Annotated in this window: 16 protein-coding genes and 1 pseudogene; 8 read left to right on the top strand and 9 right to left on the bottom strand. The window is 66.0% G+C overall.

Annotated elements, in window-relative coordinates:
• Positions 1–219: 219 nt before the first annotated feature.
• On the top strand, positions 220–576 hold the full coding sequence (locus tag IFT65_RS13435; protein ID WP_192081855.1) for a hypothetical protein: 357 nt from the start codon (positions 220–222) through the stop codon (positions 574–576).
• Between the two features lie 600 nt (positions 577–1,176).
• On the opposite strand, the gene IFT65_RS13430 is transcribed toward IFT65_RS13435, so the two are convergent.
• The 9 genes from IFT65_RS13430 to IFT65_RS13390 all read right to left on the bottom strand — a co-directional run bounded on the left by IFT65_RS13430 (position 1,177) and on the right by IFT65_RS13390 (position 11,680).
• Positions 1,177–1,623 carry a nuclear transport factor 2 family protein gene (locus IFT65_RS13430; protein ID WP_192081854.1) on the bottom strand — a complete coding sequence of 149 codons (447 nt, stop codon included), beginning with the start codon at positions 1,621–1,623 and terminating at the stop codon, positions 1,177–1,179.
• A 48-nt stretch (positions 1,624–1,671) separates the two neighbouring features.
• Positions 1,672–2,790 carry a nuclear transport factor 2 family protein gene (locus IFT65_RS13425; RefSeq protein WP_192081853.1) on the bottom strand — a complete coding sequence of 373 codons (1,119 nt, stop codon included), beginning with the start codon at positions 2,788–2,790 and terminating at the stop codon, positions 1,672–1,674.
• A 69-nt stretch (positions 2,791–2,859) separates the two neighbouring features.
• Positions 2,860–3,897 carry a helix-turn-helix domain-containing protein gene (locus tag IFT65_RS13420; RefSeq protein WP_192081852.1) on the bottom strand — a complete coding sequence of 346 codons (1,038 nt, stop codon included), beginning with the start codon at positions 3,895–3,897 and terminating at the stop codon, positions 2,860–2,862.
• 127 nt (positions 3,898–4,024) lie between these two features.
• Positions 4,025–4,903, bottom strand: a complete 879-nt coding sequence (locus tag IFT65_RS13415; RefSeq protein WP_192081851.1) for a farnesyl diphosphate synthase — start codon at positions 4,901–4,903, stop codon at positions 4,025–4,027.
• Positions 4,893–5,153: an exodeoxyribonuclease VII small subunit gene (locus tag IFT65_RS13410; protein ID WP_192081850.1), complete on the bottom strand. Its 261-nt coding sequence runs from the start codon at positions 5,151–5,153 to the stop codon at positions 4,893–4,895. The genes IFT65_RS13415 and IFT65_RS13410 overlap by 11 nt, the downstream gene beginning before the upstream one ends.
• 36 nt (positions 5,154–5,189) lie before the next feature.
• Positions 5,190–6,479, bottom strand: a complete 1,290-nt coding sequence (gene tilS, locus IFT65_RS13405) for a tRNA lysidine(34) synthetase TilS (protein WP_192081849.1) — start codon at positions 6,477–6,479, stop codon at positions 5,190–5,192.
• A gap of 2 nt (positions 6,480–6,481) precedes the next feature.
• A complete protein-coding gene (locus tag IFT65_RS13400; RefSeq protein ID WP_192081848.1) occupies positions 6,482–7,777 on the bottom strand; it encodes a DNA-processing protein DprA in 1,296 nt (431 codons plus the stop codon).
• On the bottom strand, positions 7,774–9,852 hold the full coding sequence (locus IFT65_RS13395) for a DEAD/DEAH box helicase (RefSeq protein WP_192081847.1): 2,079 nt from the start codon (positions 9,850–9,852) through the stop codon (positions 7,774–7,776). Before IFT65_RS13395 ends, IFT65_RS13400 begins: the two co-directional genes overlap by 4 nt.
• Before the next feature lie 121 nt (positions 9,853–9,973).
• The gene (locus IFT65_RS13390; protein ID WP_192081846.1) at positions 9,974–11,680 is read right to left on the bottom strand and encodes an alkaline phosphatase; all 1,707 of its coding nucleotides are present in this window, start codon (positions 11,678–11,680) and stop codon (positions 9,974–9,976) included.
• Between the two features lie 152 nt (positions 11,681–11,832).
• Here IFT65_RS13390 and IFT65_RS13385 point away from each other — a divergent pair, with 152 nt between their 5' ends.
• The 7 genes and pseudogenes from IFT65_RS13385 (at position 11,833) to IFT65_RS13355 (ending at position 19,164) form a co-directional block, all read left to right on the top strand.
• Positions 11,833–13,164: a dicarboxylate/amino acid:cation symporter gene (locus IFT65_RS13385; protein WP_192081845.1), complete on the top strand. Its 1,332-nt coding sequence runs from the start codon at positions 11,833–11,835 to the stop codon at positions 13,162–13,164.
• A 344-nt stretch (positions 13,165–13,508) separates the two neighbouring features.
• Complete coding sequence (locus IFT65_RS13380) at positions 13,509–14,006, top strand: hypothetical protein (protein ID WP_342365894.1); 498 nt, start codon at positions 13,509–13,511, stop codon at positions 14,004–14,006.
• 20 nt (positions 14,007–14,026) lie between these two features.
• Complete coding sequence (locus tag IFT65_RS13375; RefSeq protein ID WP_249405165.1) at positions 14,027–14,626, top strand: hypothetical protein; 600 nt, start codon at positions 14,027–14,029, stop codon at positions 14,624–14,626.
• 42 nt (positions 14,627–14,668) lie between these two features.
• Entirely contained in the window at positions 14,669–16,201 is a 1,533-nt protein-coding gene (locus tag IFT65_RS13370) for an adhesin (protein ID WP_192081842.1), read from the top strand.
• A 142-nt stretch (positions 16,202–16,343) separates the two neighbouring features.
• Positions 16,344–17,048 (top strand): annotated as a pseudogene (locus IFT65_RS13365) (C39 family peptidase).
• 57 nt (positions 17,049–17,105) lie between these two features.
• Entirely contained in the window at positions 17,106–17,813 is a 708-nt protein-coding gene (locus IFT65_RS13360; protein WP_192081913.1) for a hypothetical protein, read from the top strand.
• Positions 17,814–17,856: 43 nt separating this feature from the next.
• Positions 17,857–19,164: a transporter gene (locus IFT65_RS13355; protein WP_192081841.1), complete on the top strand. Its 1,308-nt coding sequence runs from the start codon at positions 17,857–17,859 to the stop codon at positions 19,162–19,164.
• The last annotated feature ends 379 nt before the right edge of the window (positions 19,165–19,543 follow it).

Genomic DNA, 19,543 nt, shown 5'->3' with positions numbered 1-19,543 from the left:
ATCCCGTGCGCCCGACGTTCGGAGCTGGCCCATCCTAGGCCCGGTGGGGAGCGGGCGGAAGCGCTGTGGCGGCCGGCTGCGATTGGTCCGCGCTGGCTGACGATTGGTCCCGGATCGCTTGCGGGGCGAGTGCGTGCAGCGCGTGATGCAGACGCCGGACCGCGCCGCCACGTCGCTGCGACCGGTCCACCGCCACCTACTGGAACCCGTGAGATGCCCATGATCCGATTCGCTGTCCTTTCCCTTCTCTCCGCTGCAGCCACCGTGCACGCAGGTGAGGGCATCCGCTATCTCGAACTGCTCAACCGCGCCCATGACAGCGTCACGGGTGTCGCGGTGGCACCGGCCGGTACCGACCGCTTCCGGCAGGTCGACATCGACCTGCTGCCTGGCGGCGGCGGGGCCACCCGGCTCGCGGTGGCCAACACCGGTTGCCGCTACGATCTGCGCGTTGCGTTCCGCAACGGCCAGCAGGTGGTGTATCCCAACGTGGATGTGTGCAAGGGCGGCAAGCTGGTGATCAGCAGCCAAGCCAAAGATGGACGTTACCCGCTGACGGCATCCACGCCGTTGTAGCGCCGAGCCGTGCTCGGCGGACTGCGTGGTCGTCCAGCCCGCTGCGCTCACCGACCGTGGGTCGGCGCTACCGAACTGCCTCGGCCGTTGTAGCGCCGAGCCGTGCTCGGCGGACTGCGTGGTCGTCCGGCCCGCTGCGCTCGCCGACCGTGGGTCGGCGCTATCGATCTGCTTCGGCCGTTGTAGCGCCGAGCCGTGCTCGGCGGACTGCGTGGTCGCCCGCCCCGCTGCGCTCGCCGACCGTGAGTCGGCGCTACCGATCTGCTTCGGCCGCTGTAGCGCCGAGCCGTGCTCGGCGGACTGCGCGGTCGTCCGGCCCGCTGCGCTCGCCGACCGTGGGTCGGCGCTACCGATCTGCGTCGGCCGTTATAGCGCCGAGCCGTGCTCGGCGGACTGCGTGATCGTCCGGCCCGCTGCGCTCGCCGACCGTGGGTCGGCGCTACCGAACTGCTTCGGCCGTTGTAGCGCCGAGCCGTGCTCGGCGGACTGCGTGATCGAGCGGCCCGCTGCGCTCGCCGACCGTGGGTCGGCGCTACCGATCTGCGTCGGACGTTGTAGCGCCGAGCCGTGCTCGGCGGACTCCATCTGGCCCGCGAACCGTCAGGGCTTGGCCTGTCCGGTCCACGACTTGCTCATGATCATCCACTTGCCGTCGGTCTTCAGCAGCACGACGTAGTCCACGCCATCCCAGCCGGGATAGTCCAGCGTCACTCTGACGGCAGCCAGGTTATGCGCGATGTCGACGATTTCGTAGCTGCGCTTTCGCTGGGCTTCGTTGGCCGCCGGTTTGCCGTTGAAGCCTTCGGCGAACTGCTCTCCGGTGCGCGTGACCAGGCCGCTGCCGCGGGCGGCCGAGTAGCCGATCATCACCCCGTCGCTGCGGAAGACCTGTTTGGCGCGTGCGTTGTCAGCCGTAGTGTAGGCACGCATGAAGGTCTGCATGACCTGGTCGACGGCATCGCGGTCGCTGGCCTGTGCCATGACGTAGGTGGGGATCAGCAGGAGCAGGCTGCCTGCGAGTGCAACGGATCGGATCAGGGTCTTCATGCGGATTCTCGATGGTGGGTGTGTGGCGACGCGCGTTGGTTCAACGAATCAGGATTTAACCTGGCCTGACCAGGATTTGGAGACGACGATCCAGTTACCGTCGATGCGGGAGAGCGCCAGATAGTCCTGCCCTTTCCAGCGGGGGTAATCGAGGATCAGCTTCACCACGGCGGCGTTTTCGCTGACGTCGAGGATTTCGTAGCGGCGGTAGCGCTGGTCTTCGTCAGCGGCCACGCCGGTAAAGCCGGTGGCCCATTCCTCGGCGCTCTGGGTGACCACGCGGCGCTGCCCGGCCGAGTAGCCGAGCACGACGCCGTCGCGTCGCAGGACCTCGAACATCCGGTTGGCGTCACCGGCTTCGAACGCCTGCACGACCTTCTGCATGACCTTCTCCACCTCGGCGCGACCGCCGCGCAGCACCTCCACCACGGCCTTGGCCACCGGCGCGGCCGAGGCGTAGTTCTGGCCGGTGACCACCCGCCCATCGACCTGGATGTACGGCTGTTCGCTGTCGATCGCGCTGAAGGTGCCGCCACGTGCGGTGACCGTCTGGCCGATCAGGAACGGGAACTGCTTGAAGTAGGCCGCGTCCTGCTGTTCGTGCTGCTCCGGATAGCCGGTGATGCGTTTGCCGGCGAGCAGGCGCTGGCCGCTGCTGAGGGTCAGGTCCACGATGCCGGCGGTGCCGTGGCAGACGGCCGACACCACCCCACCGTTGCGCTCGTAGACATGCACGGCGATGCGCTGCAGTTGCGGGTTTTCGGCAACGCCGTACATGGCGTTGCTGCCGCCGACGTAGTACACGGCGCGATAGAGCGACGGATCAACCTGTGCGGGCGTGGTGGTGTTGCGCAGCCCGGTCATGATGCGCGGGTCCTGCTGGCGCGCGGCCACATCGTCGCTGACGTAGGAATCCAGGATCGGCACGGCCCCGCCATCGGGCGAGACGAAGTCCACGGCATACCCGGCTTCGTGGAAGACATCCCATGCGTGGACGACCTCGCCGAAGCTGACGCTGGCCGGCAGCGCGGAGCTGCCGTGGACTTTGCTGCTGGAAAGGACGAACAGGATGCGCTGCGGGGTGGCCGCCTGGACTGTGTAGACCGCGCCCAGGCAGGCGGCCAGCAGCAGCATCAGCAGGGGGCGGATGAAGCGGGATGTGTACATGGTGCGGACTCACGGGAAGGAGTTCGCACGTTAGGTCATCCCTTTCAGATCAATATGTTGCGTCGTGTTTCAGGAGTGCTGGAATGCATTTCCGGAGTCCGTGCGGCGACTGCGGAAGGCGGCGGGGGTGATGCCCTCGTGCTTCTTGAACGCGCTGTGGAAGGTCGACATCGACTGGAAGCCGGCTTCGGTTGCCACGATCTCCAGCGGCTTCATCGGCACCTGCAGCAGCAGCGACTTGGCTTCGGCCACCCGCAGTTGCGCCAGGTACTGCTTGAACGAGGTCTGGTTGTCGGCGTTGAGCAGCTGCGACAGCCGGGTCTGCGGCACGCCCATGCGACGGGCCAGGCGCGGCAGGGTCAGGCCGGGATCCAGGTGCAGGCGCTCGCGGGCCATCAGTTCGGCCAGCGCCTGCAGCTGGGTGGTTGCCTCGTCGGTCGGGATGCGGCGGTCTTGGTAGGGCTCGATGGCGGCCTTCCCGGAGCGCAGCCGCAGGTAGACCAGCACGCTGGACACCAGCACGAACGTGAAGCACAGCGCGCCGACGATGTAGGAGGTGTAGCCGGCGGTGTAGTAGGTGGTCCAGATCAACCAGATGCCGACCAGCGCGCCCAGCAGCAGCGGGCCTGACGGGCTTCGCGCGAGATGCACGCGGTGGCGATAGAGCTCTACCGTGGCCAGCAGCAGGTAGGCCAGCCAGGCGTAATTGATGCCGGGGGTGATGAGGTTTCGCCACAGCAGATCGTTGCCTGCGTAGGGCAGGAACAGGTTCACCGCCAGGGTGATGATGACCAGCGCGGTGATATGCCAGCGGTCCACGCGGCTGGCGCCGGGCGTGTTGCCCTGGGTGGAGCGGATAAGGAAGTACAGGCAGGGCCCGATCAGGAAACAGGCGGTGAGGCCGAGCTGCAGGGCGATGCGCGGGATGTCGGGCCAGAAGTGGAAGACCACGGATTTGCCGGTGCGCACGCCGACCGCCAGCACCAGCAGGGACAGCCAGCGCTGGGTGGGTTCGCCCTTGGCACGCCACCAGAGAAAGCTGGCCAGGCCGAGCCCCATGAACGCGCCAAGCATGGCGAAGAAGAACAGGAAGTGCTGGCTCAGCATGGTCTAGGCGTCCTTTCGCTAGGGCGATACTGGCAGGGGGTGTGGGCGATTATGGACCGGGCGGTGAAGCGTGACGACCAGCGGGCGTCAGTATCGAAGGTTGACGGCCAGCGGCCGTCACTACCGGCTAGTGATTGCGTTCTATGGCCAGGCGGCCGAGGGCGCGCAGCGCATCGGCTTCTTCGCCGTAGTGGGCCAGGGCGTCGTCCATCACTGTGCTCAGCTCGGCCAGCCTGGCCTTGGCGCCGTCCATTCCCAGCAGGGCGGGGAAGGTGGATTTGTCCTGCGCCACGTCCTTGCCGGCGGTCTTGCCGAGCTGCTCGGAGCTGGCTTCCACGTCCAGGATGTCATCACGCACCTGGAAGGCCAGGCCAAGCGCATCGGCGAACTGGTCCAGACGGGCCAGATCGATTGCCGGGGCGTGGCCGCACAACGCGCCCATGCGAACGGCAGCGCGGATCAGCGCACCGGTCTTCAGCGCGTGCATGCGGGTCAGTGCGTCCAGCGACTGCAGTTGGCCGGTCGCATCGATATCCAATGCCTGACCGCCGCACATGCCGGCCGCGCCGGAGGCGTGGGCCAGCGCCTGCAGGCAGGCCACGCGCAGTTCCGCCGGCAGTGCCGCTTCGGCCAGCAGGCTGAAGGCGCGGGTCTGCAACGCATCACCGGCGAGGATGGCGGTGGCTTCGTCGAACGCGATGTGGGTGGTCGGCTTGCCACGGCGCAGGGCGTCGTCGTCCATCGCCGGCAGGTCGTCGTGTACCAGCGAATAAGCGTGTACGAGTTCCACCGCCATCGCCGGGGCATCCAACTGGTGCGGGTCGGTGCCGAACACGTCGCCAGCCGCATAGACCAGCAGAGGACGCATGCGCTTGCCGCCGCCCAGCACCGAATGGCGCATGGCCTGGTGCAGCCGATGCGGGGCGTCGGTGGCCGAGGGCAGGGCGGCGTCGAGCTGGCTTTCGATGCGATCGCGCAGGCGCGCGAACATCGCTTCAACCGTCATGGGACGGCGGGTCGAAGGGCTCGGCGTTTTCCGGCTGGGCCGGATCGGTGAGCAGGCGCACGCGCAGTTCGGCCTGTTCCAGCGCCTGCTGGCACTGGCGGTACAGACCGACGCCGCGTTCGTAGGCGGTGAGCGACGCTTCCAGGCTGAGCTCTCCGGTTTCCATCTGCTCGACGAGCTGCTCCAGCGATTCGAGCGACTGCTCGAACTGGGCTACCGGGGACGCATTTTCGGGGGTTTTCTTAGCCATGCGACAAGTGTGGACGGCCCGCGCGCAGGGGTCAATTCACCAGCCGCCGGGACGCCAGTGCAACTGGGCATCGTGCTGCTGCAGCCAAGCCTGCAGCGGCGCAGACAGCACCACGTCGGCGGCGGCCTGCAGCTGGCCATCGGCGGCGAAGAGCAGCGGCAGCTGGCGGCGTCGCCATGGGGCCAGCTGCTCACGCTGCAGGCAGTCCTTCAGCGCATGCTGGTGGCGGCGGCCGGGCAGCTGGATGCGTTCGCCGCCTTGCCGGCCCGTCACCTGCATCGGCGCATCGAATGCCGCCGCGCCCTGCAGTTGCAGTTGGCCGCCATCGGGCAGGGTCAGCGGTGCGCGGCCATCCCAGTTGGCCTGCCATCCGGCAGGCAGTTGCGGCAGCTCTGCCGGCAACAGGTACCAGTGGCCGCGCCATTGGCGGATGCTGTGATCCTGCCAGCGCACCTGTGCCTCGCGGTCAGGCCCGGCCGGCAGCACTTCGTTTTCCAGCTGCGCGAGGACGCGCGCGGGCAGGGCGGCAGCGCCCTGGGTCGATACCCAGCGACGCAGCACGCGGGCACGGCGCGGCGGTGACACCTGCTGCAGGCGCTCCACCGACACCACGCGCGCGGCGGCCTGCACGTGCTGCAGAAGCTCGTCGTCTTCTTCGTCCAGCATCTCGCGCAGCTGACCGCAGTGCGCGGCGCTCGCGGCCAGCGCGGCGGCAGCGTGCGGCCACCGCTCGCGCAACAGCGGCAGCACGTGCAGCCGCAGGAAGTTGCGATCGGGGCCATCGTCGCTGTTGCTGGGGTCTTCGATCCACTCCAGTCCGTGTTGCTGCGCGTAGCTCAACAACACCGAGCGCGGCGTCTGCAGCAGCGGTCGCCACAGCCGATGTGTACCCAGCGCCGATACGGGCGACATCGCCGCCAGCCCATCCACGCCGGAACCGCGCAGCGCACGCAGCAGGAAGGTTTCGGCCTGGTCATCCTGGTGCTGCGCCAGGGCGAGCGTCTCGCCAGCGCGTAGTTCCGCTGCGAAGGCATCGCGCCGTGCCTGGCGTGCTGCCGCTTCCATGCCGATGCCGGAAGAAAGATCCACCTCTACCCGGCGCACGCTCAGCGGCACGCCCAAGGCATCGCACTGGCGTTGGCAATGCACTGCCCAGTCATCGGCCGCTACCTGCAGTCCGTGATGGACATGGACCGCCCTCAGGGTGAACCCCCACGCCTGCGCCGACTTCAGCAGCCAGTGCAGCAGCACGGTCGAATCCAGCCCGCCGCTGTAGCCGACCAGCAGGGGCGCATCGACAGGCGTGATAACGGAGAGGTCAGGCACGTTCAATGTGTTTCAGGGCTGGATCCATCGACGGAAACTGGAGTGCGCAGCACATAGTGCGCCGACGCCCGCTCATGGTGCAGCACACCCTCATCGACGAGCCACGTCAGCCAGACCTGCGTCTGCGGGAGCGATACCTCCAGCGCCGCTGCGATCTCTGCCGCCTGCAGGGGTTCACGCAACAGCCGTGAGAAGGCGGCACGCACGCCCTGCTGGAGAAGGTCACGTGCACCCTGCGAAGCAGGCTCCGCAGGCACGGCGTAAGGCTCCATGGCGTGGCTGTCCTGGGTCGCATAGGGTGCAGCGGCTTCAGCGACTGCGCGTATGGAATCCCGCCCACGCGATGCGGTGTAGCCGCTCGATTCGCGGAACACCTGTTCCAGCGCGGCGACGTCGAGTGGCGCGGGCCAAGGCGACGCGCCCTTCGCCTGCAGTCCGTCGAGGCCTGCACTGGACTCTCCTGCAGATCGTACGAACAGTGGCACAAAGCGGTGCTTTTCCAGCTGTTCAACCGCGCCTGCCCAGGTTCCCCCCTTGCCGAGATCTGCGTTGACCACCAGCGCCACATCCGCCAATGCGTAGATCAGCTTGTTGCGTTGCATGGCGTGGCCCACGTTGAAGCTGGCAGACGGATCGTACGGAGACACCAAAGTGAGGCGACCCTCCAGCAACGGATCGCGCTGCGCGCGGGTCATGCTGTGCTGTTCCAGGCTGTCTGCCAGAACCCCGCAGACCCGGCCGCCCGCGCTCAGTGCGCCGCCCATGGCCGCTTGATCGACCCCTCGCGCCCCGCCAGACACAACCGGCCTCCCTGCTTCCGCGGCCAGACGTCCAAGGGCGGTGGTGTAGTCGATCAAGCTGTCTGTCACTTTTCTTGATCCCACAACGGCGAGCCCACCCTGCTCCAGATTGTGCGGGTCGCCGCACCCGTAGAGCACGGCGGGTGCGTCTTCGCGAAGGCGTGTCTTGAGACGTCGCGGGTAGCCGGGATCTGCGCGGCTGATAACCCAGATTGCGCGCGCACCCCAGCGCTCCAGGGCTTGGCTGAGCAGGAAACCACGGCCCAGCAGTCTCTGCAGGCGCGCGCGGTCAACAAGGCCAGTGCAGTCGCGCAGCACCGAATCCATGTCAGCTGTGACAAGGTCCGCAGGTTGCCGGTGGATGCTGCGCAGGTGGCGTGCAAGTGCCTTGTACTCACCCGGTGTCAGCGGATCAGAAGATCCGCTCGCCTTCCCGATGATCAGGGGGGCCGTCAGCAGCAGAATGGCCTGGGTGTTCGGCGAGATGGGGGGGGTCATCCGCCATGACCTGTCTTGGCAAGCACCATCGGCCAGACGAGGCCGCTTCCGCTGCGACGAAGCAGCCAGGCGGCCACGGTCAGCGTCCAACGCGAATCCACGATGTCGTCAAGCAGCAGGACCGGCCCATTGGACAACGGCAATCCGGTGACGGTGAGAGCGCCATCCAGGTTCCGCGCCTGCTGCGTGCTGTTTGCCATCGTCTTCTGCTCTGGTCTTTCGTGTGATTCCGCAATGACCACCGAGAAGGGAAGGCCCAATGCATGGGCGACGCGCATCGCAAAGTCTGGCATCAGGTCCGGGCGTCGCGGGGAGGGCACGCAGGTCACCCACGTGGGCGCGGGATGCGGGCTCCAATCTTGCAGCATCTCCACACAAGCGGCAACCAGACGGTCGGGGAAGTGATGGTCGGCATATTTTCCCTCCTGCACAAGGCGGCCGAGACCGGCGTCATTGAGCATGCAGAGGGCCTTTCCAGCCTGCGCCACGTGCGAAATGGAGCTGGCGTTGTGGATTCCGAAGCGGGGCATTCCGCCCACGGGCCACTTCAGCCTGGGGGCAATGGGCAGACAGGTCCGGTTGAGGAAGGCCTGGGCGCGCTGTAGCAGCGTCGTATCGATGTCCGAGGGAAGGGCAGGCAGGCGAGGGGGCATGAGCATATCGCTGTTGCCATCGAGGGCATCAATGAGAAATGCCATGTGGCTGCCAAAGGGCTGAGCGACGTAGGTCCTCATCTGCTGCAGTTCCTGATAGCGGAGTGCCGTCAGGCGTTCGGCCCGCGACCAGAATTCAGGACGCAGCAGGGCGGACGTGAGCTGCCACCGGGTCTGCTGCCGCGCGATCGGTGCGGGTGATTCGAGCGACAGCGCGGTGATCGTCTTCTCGATGCGCCCCTTTCCCAGATTCACCCGTGCCATCAAGTCCGGCACGGAAAGCCCCTCGGGCGCGCTTTCAAGCGCAGCGAGGATCAGGGTGACTTCGTCCCGGCTGGGGAATGCGCTGCGGATGAACCAGTCGAGGGTTGCTTCCTGTTCGTCTCCGCTGAGGAGCACCCCGTATGCAGATTCGAGCGCGCGTCCCGCACGCCCTGCCTGCTGGTAATAGGCGACGACGGAACCCGGCATCTGGTAGTGGATGACGAACGAAAGATCGGGCTTGTCGTAGCCCATTCCCAAGGCAGTCGTTGCGACCAGCGCCTTCACCTTGTTGTCCTGCAGGGCCTGCTCCAGCGCAGGGCGGTGTTCGCCGGACTTGCCGGTGTAGGCGTCGACTGCGAATCCCTGCAGCCGCAGCCACGCTGCGACTTGATTGGCGTCGTCTATAGTGAGGGTGTAAATGATGCCGTGACCGGGCAGTGTGTGCAGTTGCTGCGCCAACCAGGCCAGACGACTTGCCTTGTCGGGCATCTGGAGCGTTTGCAGGGTCAACGAGCTTCGATTCAGATCGCCTCGCATCACCCGCATCCCGGGTCCCAGGACAGCGGTCAGGTCCTGCATGACGCGATCATTCGCGGTGGCCGTCGTAGCCAGCAGGCGAAGGTTCTGCGGCAGTCGCTTCACGACGCGTTCCAACAGGCGATAGTGCGGACGGAAGTCGTGGCCCCAGTCTGATATGCAGTGGGCTTCGTCGATCACCATCAACGCGATGTCAGAGGCGATCGGTGCAAGGATTTCCGCAGTGAAGTACTCACTTCCCAGCTGTTCAGGCGAGATAAGCAGGATGTCGATGTCGTTGCTGTGCAATCGTGCTGTGATGGCATCCCACTCATCGCGGTTTTCCGAGTTCAACGTCGCAGCGCGAAGGCCCATGCGCTCCGCTGCAAGGACCTGATTGCGCATGAGTGCCAGCAAGGGCGATACCAGCAGAGCAGGGCCGGCACCCCTGTCGCGGAGCAGCCGGGTCGCGATGAAGTACACGAAGCTCTTGCCCCAGCCGGTTTTCTGCACAACGAGCAGACGCCCTGCGCCCTCCACGACGTGACGTATGGCGGCTTCCTGGTCTTCCCGGAAATCTGCCATCACGTTGCCTGAGCCGAGCCTCAGAAGTTCAAGCGCACGCGTGTGATCGTAGGTCATGACCTGCTCTCCTCAGTCCTCCATCAGGTCTAACGGATCGGCCTGCCTTTGTCCAAGTGAAAGAAAAGGCGGCAACCCGCAGGGGGCGCCGCCTTCGCTTCACATCCTCCCAGCCAGCACCTTACTCGGCAGCCGGTTTCCGCTCGAACTTCACCGGTGCCGGCAGTTCCACCGGTACGCCGTTACCATCACAGGTGCCGGCTTCGCACAGCCGCTCACGCAGGCGCGGGGTGGCCTGCACGATCATGTGGTAGATCGCGTTCTGCTCCAGCGTGCCGCGGATCGCCTTGCTGCCCGGACCGCGCGCCCAGATGCCCACATCCTCGCCACCGTGCGATTCACTCTTGCCCGGCACCAGCGCTTCCTGCATGTAATCCGGGTGCTCGGTATCCACCGCGGTCAGGTCGGGACGGCCGGTGGACGGGTCGAAGCTGGACGGATTGTGCGGGTAGCGCTTCGGGCCGGCCGGCTGCTGGTTGGTCGCGCCGGTGAAGCCCGGGCCATTGGCGTAGGTCAGCGTGGTGTACGGCTGGCCGCCCCCGTCCCGTGCCAGATCCAGCGCGCCCAACCCGTCTTCGCCGCCCTTGTCCTTCACCTTGCCCAGAATCGGGTTGCCGCGCGCCGGATAGCCGACGAAGTTCAGGGTGTGCGAATGGTCGGCGGTGACGATGATCAGCGTGTCGTCATCCTTCGTCAGTTCGGTCGCCACCCGCACGGCGTCGGACATCGCCACGGTGTCGGTCAGCGCACGGTAGGCGTTGCCGCTGTGGTTGGCGTGGTCGATGCGCGCGCCTTCGATCATCAGGACGTAGCCTTCCTGGTGCCGGGACAGGTTGGTGATGGCGGTGCGGGTCAGCTCGGCGAGGCTGGGCTCGCCGCCCGGATCCTGCGCGCGCTCGTGTTCGTACTGCATGTGGTCCGGCTCGAACAGGCCGAGGATCGCCGGCGCGTTGCCGGCGGCCTTGAGCTGCGCGGCATTCCACACGTAGGCACCCTGCGGATGGGCCTGCTGCCATTCGGTGACCAGGCTGCGCCCGTCCAGGCGCTGGCCGACCTTGTCGTCGTATTCGGGATCCCGTTCTTCCACGGTGGTGAACTCGCCGCGGCCACCGCCCAGGGCGACCAACGGACCGCGGCCGAAGCGTGCAGTGGATAGCAACTGCTGGGCGATGTCCTTGCAGCCGGCGGCCTTGGCCTCTTCGGTCAGGTCGGTGTCGTTTTCCCAGTTGCGCTCGGGCGAATGGGCGTACGTGGCGGCCGGGGTGGCGTGGGTCAGCCGCGCGGTCGACACGATGCCGGTCGCCATGCCGGCGCTGTCGGCCAGCTGCAGCCAGCTCAACAGGCCTTTCTGCAGGCTGTCGGCACAGTCCGGACGCTTGCCCGCACTGACGCCGATGGCGCCCATGTGGGTCTTCACACCGGTGGTGATGGCGGTCATGGTGCCGGCCGAATCCGGGGTCTGCGAGTCGACGTTGTAGGTCTTGCTGAATGCCGTCGCCGGGAAGTGCTCCCAGGACAGCAGGTTTTCTTCACCCGAGCTGCCCTTGCGCTGGCCTTCAAAGATGCGCGCGGCGGCCACGGTGGTCAGGCTCATGCCATCGCCGAGGAACAGAATCACGTTCTTCGCTTTGCCGTTCATGGCGCCATTGCCGGCGGCCTGGGCGGCGCCGCTGCGGTACCACCACTGCGGGGTCTCGCCATCCGGGTGGGTCACGGCAGGCACCGCGACCGTCAGGCCGGCAGGTCCCGCTGCCTGCGGCGTGCTGGAACAGGCGCCCAGCAGCAGCGTGGCGGCGGTGGCGGCGAGCAGGGTGGTGGTACGGATCATGGACAGCGGGCCCTCACGAAACGGAACAGGCGTTCATTATGACGCGTACGACAAGGCACGCCGATGACACGCTGATTTGCCGCTCGGCCTGTCGTACCCGAAGCTGGGTTGGGCTAAGGTGCGATCAGTATTCTCTCCCCCCTGGAATTTCCATGAAGCTGGTCTCTGCCTGGCTGCGCATCCCGTTCTGGCAACGCGTGGTCGCAGGCTTCGTCCTCGGCGCCCTGGCCGGCTGGTTGATGGGCCCCGCTGCCGAAACCTGGTTCGGCCCGTTGGGCGACCTGTACGTGACGCTGATCAAGATGATCGCGGTGCCCCTGGTGTTCTTCGCGGTCATCAATGCCATCTCCTCGCTCAGTGGCCAGAAATCGGTCGCCGCGCTGAGTGGCCGCACGTTCCTGTGGTTCGTCATCACCGCTGCGCTGGCCGTCGGTATCGGCCTGCTGGTCGGCACGGTGATGCAGCCTGGTGCCGGTGGACTGCAGTTGGCGATGCCGCACAACTACGTGCAGCGCGAAGTCCCCAGCGTGATCCAGGTGTTGCTGGATGTGGTGCCGTCGAATGTCTTCTATGCGCTCAGTGGCATCGGCACGCGCGTCAATGCCGCCGGTGAGACCGTGCTGGCCGCCGGACGGGGCTCGATCCTGCCGGTGATCTTCTTCGCCGGGCTGGTCGGCTTCGCCATCGTCAAGCTGGGCGAGAAAGTCACCCAGGCCCGCCTGCTGGTCGGGCAGTTGAGCGAGATCATGATCCAGGTGACCCGCTTCGTGCTGGAAGTCACCCCCATCGGGACGTTTGGCCTGATCGCCGCGCTGGTGGGCAGCTACGGTTTCGAGAAGCTGCTGCCGCTGGGCAATTTCGTGCTGGCGCTGTACATCGCGTGCACTCTGCACATCGTGGTGGTGTACAGCACGTTGCTGCTGGCGCACGGCCTGAACCCGCTGAAGTTCTTCCGCGGGGCCGCGCCGGGTATGCAGGTGGCGTTCGTCAGCTCGTCCAGCTTCGCGGCGATGCCGGTCGCATTGCGTTCGATCACCCACAACCTGGGCGTCAACAAAGATTACGGTTCTTTCGCGGTGCCGCTGGGTGCCAGCATCAAGATGGATGGTTGCGGGGCGATCTATCCGGCGCTGTGTGCAGTGTTCATATCGCAGTACAGCGGTGTGCCGATGTCGGTGGAGCAGTACGTGATCGTGCTGATTGCTTCGGTGCTGGGCAGCTTCGGTACCGCCGGTGTACCGGGCACGGCGGTGGTGATGGCCACGGTGGTGCTGAGTGCGGCCGGATTGCCGCTGGAGACCATCGGCTATCTGTACGCCATCGATCGCATCCTGGACATGATGCGCACCATGACCAATGTCACCGGGCAGATGCTGGTGCCGGTGCTGGTGGCCAAGGAGACCGGCCTGCTGGACCAGGCGGTGTATGACAATCCATCCACCAACGTGGGTATCGACGATCCGGATCCCGCGCCACGCGCGTGAGCACCGTCAGCCTCTGCGCCGGCAGTGACGGCCACTGGCAGCCCATGGGCCGTCACTACCGGCGTACGAACATCGGCAGCTGAAGCGGGGGCGTACGGGGGTGTGTCATCCCCTGTAACAGGGGTGATACACCCGCGCCCGCGCCATGCGGGGCGGTCGCCTTCGCTGATTCATCGAGCGCCCGGCATTCACCCGGGTGTAACGGTCGGCATCCACAACGCCCCGCCCTGAGCCACGAATTCCCTTGCCAGGCGGGCCTTGCGTAGTTGGCACGAATGCTGCGTTCCCCTCTCCATACGTAACGGGAGAGCGGCATGGACAGCAGAACGCGCAATACCTACCTGATGGCCAGCCTGATCGTGCTGACGGCGTGCCCCGCCGTTGCCGGGGCCTCCGGTGCGCGTCAAGGTGTCAACGCGCGTCCAGGTGAGATGGTACTGCTGCGTGACGTGCACGCCCGCACCGCCTACCGTCCGGCGCCTCCGGGCATTGCCCTGATCGCCGATCCCTCGCCACAGCGCGAAGTCAGCGCGGCACTGGGCACCTCCAACGGCATGGCCGAGCTCAGCGACGACGATTTCGCTGGGCTGGGTGCTGGCCAGGGCGCGGCTCCCGCGCATACCGGCAGCACCACCGTGGAGCGGGTCACCACCACGGCGCTCGGCGGCGCGGTAGGCCGGCTGGGCAGCGGCAACGGCGGCATGATTTCCGGCAACCAGATCAGCGGCGCGCTCAGCGGCCCACTGAGTGCGATGGGCAACAGTACCCGCGGCATCGGCGATACGGTGCGCGGCGCGCTGGCCCAGTTCCCGATGGGCAGCGCCCCGGCAGGTGGCAAATGAAGCGGTGCGGCGCATGGCTGATGGCGGGCCTGCTGCTGCCGTGTGCGGCGTTTGCCGACGAGTACGCCGGCATGCTGGGCTACCTCAATCAATCACGCATCGAGGGCCACGCGCTGGCAGGTGCCAACGGCCTCATCGCGATCAACCAGGCCGCCGGTGACCTCAATGCCCAAGCCAACCTGATCGGCATGGCGCAGGGGGGCCAGGCGCACGTGGATATCGATGCGCGGAGCACCTCGGCACGCAACACCGTGCTGCTGGATGGCCCGCTGCATGCCAGCGCGCACATCGACGGCCAGGCGTTGCAGGGCGCCAGTGGCATCGCAACGATCAACCAGGCCAGCGGCATCGCCAACACGATGGTGAACATCGTCAGCGCGACGCTGGCCCGTGAAGGAATACGCGAGTCCGACGACGCGGCACTTGCCGCAGCGCGCGTACCCGCGTCAGCAGGGGGGCAGGGCAATGCCGGTGACGGCGACGCCATGGGCACCCGCAATGTCGGCGTGGCAGCGTCGGCGTTGCAGGGGTTCGATGGTGTCCTGCAACTCAATCAAATCGCGGGAGCAGGAAACGATACGGCCAACATCCTCGGTATGGCCGTGCACGGCACCCCGTGAGTGGTACCCACCCGTTACACCACTGATGAGAGAGAAGGCACCATGAAAGCGATCGTAAAAGGGACTGTACTCGCCATGGCCATTGCAGGCGTCGTGGCAACCGCCTCTGCAGCTGACAACCAGAACCAGAGCGCGAACATCAACCACAACCACAACGTCAATGAAAACTGGACGTTGAACGATACCCGCAACGTCACCCGCAACAACGTGACCAGCAACACCAACACCAACACCGATACCGACAACGACAACTACACGCTGAACGACAGCCGCAACCTGGTGCGCAACACCACGCGCAACACCAATACCACCAACAACACCAGCACCACCAACAACACGGCCAACACCACGTCGAACGTGCGCTACAGCAGCACCACGACCAATACCGCCACCAACCGGTCCAACGTCGATTTCTCCGACGTGGACCACACCCGCGATGTCACGGTCAACGAGACCAGCAACATCTCCGCCGATGAGCGCAAGGAAAAGAACAACCACGGCGTGGACGTGAACCTGGAGAAGGACCTGCGCCTGAGCTCGGACATCAACTTCTCCGGCGACCCGGAGATCACCGGTGCCATCGATCTCGATTCGGCCGCCATCGCCGTCATCGACAACCGCCAGAGCATCACCGCCAACGATGCGTCCAACGAAATGCTGGACAACACCGCCACCATCTCCGACGACGTCGCCTCGGGTGCCTCGGGCAACCTGGGCTTCAACGTCGCCGCCGGTGACAACAACGCGCAGGACAACGCCGCTTCGCTTTCCGCGGCCGATGCCTCCTTCAGCTTCGGCATGGCCGATGCCGAGGTGTTCGTCAACCAGGGCGTGGGCGGCAACACCACCATGAACGAAGGCGTGACCAACGCTGCCGGCCTGGGTGGCAATGCGTTCTCGGGGGCTTCGGGCAACATCGGTGTCAACGTTGCGTCGGGCAACAACAACGCGCAGAAGAACGCGCTTGCCGCCTCCGTAGCGACCGCCGCCATGGCGCAGTCGAGCATCTCCTCCAACCAGGTATCCAGCGGCAACTCGGTGACCAACGCCGGTTACGTGCAGCGCTTCAGTGACACCACTGAAGTCAGCCTGCGTGGTCGTGTGGCCGGCGCCACGCTTGCCATCGGTGCTGGCACCTATCAGGGAACCGGCAACGCCTACCAGCAGGACAACTACTACCTGGACAGCTGGAGCGGCGCACTGCCGCACGCCAGTGGCAACCCCACCGGGCACATCGACCTGGATGACGAAATCCAGAACGCAACCGACAACCCGTACCGTGACGGCGTCGGTGGCATCGCGTTCGACACCGATGAGGAAGGCACCAGCCAGTTCGTCGAACTGGGCGTGGCCGACCTGTATGCCAGCCTGAGCGGCACCGTCCGCACCTCGCGCTGGGTGGCAGTCAATGCCACCAACACCGCTGGCCTCAACGGCAGTGCGTTCTCCAACGCGTCGGGCAACATCGGCGTGAACGTGGCCTCCGGCAGCGGCAACCTGCAGGCCAACAGCCTGGCCTTGGCCGTCGCACAGCCCTCGACCGGTCCGGCACCGGGCGGCGGCGGCGGCGAGTAAGGACCAGGCGTGACCGCTTTCGCAGGCTGACTGCGTTGAGCGCAACAAACCCGGTCATCCGCCAATGACCGGGCTCCCCGGGAGCCCCTGTTCCATCTCCCCCTTTGGGGCAGGGGCTCCTTTCTTGGAAGGAGCCGTTGCAATGCACGTGTCCTGGATCGCAAGCCTGCTGCTGGGCGTGGTCGTGTCGAGCAGCGCCGTTGCGGCGCGGGCCGGCGAAGTGAGGTTCAGTGGCGTGCTGCCCAATGGCGCACTGATCGAACAACGCGTGGAGAGCATGCAGGAACGGCGTTTCCGCAACCTGGTGCGACAGCACACGGACTACAGCTGCGGCGCTGCGGCGCTGGCAACCATCCTCAAGTACGCCTATCACCTGGATGCCGACGAAGCGACGGTGATTGAAGGAATGATGGGGGTGTCCGATCAACAGCTGGTACGTGATCGCGGCTTCTAGTTGCTGGATATCAAGCGTTATGTCGAATCAATGGGCATGCGGGGCCGCGGCTACCGCGTTGATGAAGCCCGCCTACGCAACCTGCGCGTGCCCGGCCTGGTACTGATGGACGTGCGTGGCTTCCGCCATTTCGTGGTGATGAAGCAGGTGCGCGGCGACATCGTCGAAGTCGCCGACCCGATCCTTGGCAACCGCAGCCTGCCCTTGGCTGAATTTCTTGAAGCATGGCCGTCGCGTGCCGTTTTCATCGTCATCGGCAGTGACTTCGATCGCAACAGCGTACTGCTGCAACCCAGCGAACGACCCAGCGCCCGCGCACTGTACGCGCGGCAAGGGCCGATCACCGATGCCGAACTGGTCGACTTCGGCTTCAGCCACGCCGACCTGTTCTGAAGGAGAACCGTCATGGATACCCGTCTTCTGCTACTGGCCACCGCGCTGCTGGGGTTGATGCCCGCTGCGGTACTGGCCGAGCAACCCCGTGGCAATGGACTGACCGAAATACCCGATCCGGAACTCAACCTGATGCGCGGGCGCTACACGGTCGGCGGCAACAACGTGGCCTGGTTCGGCGTCACCATGATTTCGCAGTGGCAGGCCGCCAACGGCACCGCCATGCAGGGCGCGCTGACGCTGGGCATGGACTTCCGCCAGGGCAGGACGCCAAAAGTGAGCTTCACCCCCAGCGTCAACATCACCGCCGTCGACGCGCCGCTGCCGCAGCGCGGCAGCATCGCCAGCGTGGACAGCAGTGGTCTGGCCAACGCATCCGGGCTGGTGCAGAGCGTGCAGGTGGCCGGTGATGGCAACGTCGCGCGCAATGTCACCTCGCTGACCCTGCGCGATGGTGAGGTACCGGCCATGACCGGCAGTGCGGTCGGCACGGCGAGCGCCCAGCAGGGCGGAGCGCGTGCCACGGCGTCCTTCGTCAACAACCAGGCGCGCCTGCTGCTGCAGCTGGACGGCGTCGGCGAAGTGCAGCAGTGGATCCGCAACGGCAGCGTAGGGCAGAGCATCGCCCTGGCCGGCGATGGCCAACAGGTGGGCAATCGCCTGCAGATTGAACTGGTCCGGCAGAACCTGGCCAGCAACACACCGTTGACGCAGAACATCGCGCAGGCAATGGCACTGACGCGCGGGATCGGGCCGGGCCAATAGATCGGTCGGGCAAAGGGGGAATGGCACTCACCGGAAAAGGGACATGCACACCACACACCGCTTCACCCCACTGGCGCTGGCGGCGCTGGTCTACATAGGAAGTACCGCCACGGTCCACGCACAGGCGACGTCAGGCGAACACGCCGACGTGCAGGCTCTGATGGCTCAACTGGAATCACTGAAAGCCAATTACGCGCAGGAAGTGCGCCGGCTGCGCGAGCTCGACATGCAGGTGCAGGCCATGCAGGCGCGCCTGTCGGGCAAGGCCTCGGTCGCCACGGCGGGCCCGCCCGCTCCGCCCCCTCTGCCTGACCAGCCCCCTGCTTCAGTGGGCGGCGGTGAGGGTTACGCCAGCTCTGCAGCCGAAGCACAGCAGGCAAAACAGGCCGCCCGACGCAGCGTGGATGATGTGAAGCAGCAGCAGGCCGCGTTGTTCTCGCGTCGGTTCACGGTGGAAAACAGCATTACCTATGCACGGTATGACCGAAAGCAGCTGACCTTGAATGGCTTCCTCGCACTGGACGCGATTTTCCTGGGCAACATCGGCATCGAGAACGTCGAATCCGATTCGATCACTTACAACCTGGCGGCACGCTGGGGCATCAGTCCTACCCTGACGGTCAACATGGATGTTCCGTGGATCGCACGCAAGACCGTGTACCAGAAGGGGGGCGCAGGAGGCTCGGCTGCGGCGATCGCCGAAGAAGAGACGACCGGCAACGGGATCGGCGACGTCAGTCTGGGGGCCAACTATAAGGTGTTCGGCGAACGCGGCTGGCGGCCCGAGACCGTGCTGACTGCCGGCGTCACCGCCCCCACCGGGCGCGCGCCGTACGGCGTGGACTGGACGGTGCTGGAACGCGATGACGATGACTACATCCGGTTCGCCGTGCCCAAGGACCAGCCCACTGGTAACGGGGTATGGCAAGCCAACATCGGCCTGTCCATCGTCAAGACGGCGGACCCGGCGATCCTGTTCGCGAATGCGGGCTACATCCACTCATTCGAACAGAGTTTCGATGACATCGACGGTAATCCGGATACGGTCAATCCCGGGGACGTGAAGCTGGGGGGCTCGTACTACTTCGGCGCCGGTGTGGCCTTCGCGTTCAACGAGCGCACCAGCCTGAGCATTTCCTTCAGCGACAAGCTCAGTGCGCGTGCGTCCACGCGGTACAGCAACGGGCAGTGGATGAAGGTGATCGGCAGTGATGCGAATGCCGCGACATTCAACCTGGGCGTTACCTATGCACTGAACCAGAAGACCACTCTGGTCAGCCTGCTGGGCATCGGGCTCACCCCGGACGCGCCCGACTTCAGCCTGGCCTTCAAGGTGCCGTACATGCTGTAACCGCGTGCGTTGAATGCCCACGGATCCCGGTAGCGCCGACCCAGGGTCGGCGAGCGCGCAGCGCGGCGCTTTGTTCTCCCGCCGAGCACGGCTCGGCGCTACCAACCGCGCGCGTTGAATGCCCACGGATCCCGGTAGCGCCGACCCATGGTCGGCGAGCGCGCAGCGCGGCGCTTCTGTTCTCCCGCCGAGCACGGCTCGGCGCTACCAACCGCGTGCGTTGAATGGGCACGGACCCCGGTAGCGCCGACCCATGGTCGGCGAGCGCGCAGCGCGGCGCCGTTGTTCTCCCGCCGAGCACGGCTCGGCGCTACCAACCGCGCGCGTTGAATGCCCGCGGATCCCGGTAGCGCCGACCCAGGGTAGGCGAGCGCGCAGC

It is taken from the genome of Stenotrophomonas sp. CFBP 13725 (assembly GCF_014841935.1).
Lineage (GTDB): Bacteria > Pseudomonadota > Gammaproteobacteria > Xanthomonadales > Xanthomonadaceae > Stenotrophomonas.
Note: the sequence above shows the minus strand (reverse complement) of the source record. Positions and strands in the feature narration are given on the sequence as shown.

What these genes read in the sequence shown, in the direction of transcription:
- IFT65_RS13370 (WP_192081842.1), top strand. Translation starts at nt 14,669, where the DNA reads ATGAAAGCGATCGTAAAAGGGACTGTACTCGCCATGGCCATTGCAGGC.
- IFT65_RS13355 (WP_192081841.1), top strand. Translation starts at nt 17,857, where the DNA reads ATGCACACCACACACCGCTTCACCCCACTGGCGCTGGCGGCGCTGGTC.
- IFT65_RS13420 (WP_192081852.1), bottom strand. Translation starts at nt 3,897, where the DNA reads ATGCTGAGCCAGCACTTCCTGTTCTTCTTCGCCATGCTTGGCGCGTTC.
- IFT65_RS13400 (WP_192081848.1), bottom strand. Translation starts at nt 7,777, where the DNA reads ATGACCCCCCCCATCTCGCCGAACACCCAGGCCATTCTGCTGCTGACG.
- IFT65_RS13425 (WP_192081853.1), bottom strand. Translation starts at nt 2,790, where the DNA reads ATGTACACATCCCGCTTCATCCGCCCCCTGCTGATGCTGCTGCTGGCC.
- IFT65_RS13430 (WP_192081854.1), bottom strand. Translation starts at nt 1,623, where the DNA reads ATGAAGACCCTGATCCGATCCGTTGCACTCGCAGGCAGCCTGCTCCTG.
- IFT65_RS13380 (WP_342365894.1), top strand. Translation starts at nt 13,509, where the DNA reads ATGGCCAGCCTGATCGTGCTGACGGCGTGCCCCGCCGTTGCCGGGGCC.
- IFT65_RS13360 (WP_192081913.1), top strand. Translation starts at nt 17,106, where the DNA reads ATGCCCGCTGCGGTACTGGCCGAGCAACCCCGTGGCAATGGACTGACC.
- IFT65_RS13395 (WP_192081847.1), bottom strand. Translation starts at nt 9,852, where the DNA reads ATGACCTACGATCACACGCGTGCGCTTGAACTTCTGAGGCTCGGCTCA.
- IFT65_RS13375 (WP_249405165.1), top strand. Translation starts at nt 14,027, where the DNA reads ATGGCGGGCCTGCTGCTGCCGTGTGCGGCGTTTGCCGACGAGTACGCC.
- IFT65_RS13415 (WP_192081851.1), bottom strand. Translation starts at nt 4,903, where the DNA reads ATGACGGTTGAAGCGATGTTCGCGCGCCTGCGCGATCGCATCGAAAGC.
- IFT65_RS13410 (WP_192081850.1), bottom strand. Translation starts at nt 5,153, where the DNA reads ATGGCTAAGAAAACCCCCGAAAATGCGTCCCCGGTAGCCCAGTTCGAG.
- IFT65_RS13390 (WP_192081846.1), bottom strand. Translation starts at nt 11,680, where the DNA reads ATGATCCGTACCACCACCCTGCTCGCCGCCACCGCCGCCACGCTGCTG.
- IFT65_RS13435 (WP_192081855.1), top strand. Translation starts at nt 220, where the DNA reads ATGATCCGATTCGCTGTCCTTTCCCTTCTCTCCGCTGCAGCCACCGTG.
- IFT65_RS13385 (WP_192081845.1), top strand. Translation starts at nt 11,833, where the DNA reads ATGAAGCTGGTCTCTGCCTGGCTGCGCATCCCGTTCTGGCAACGCGTG.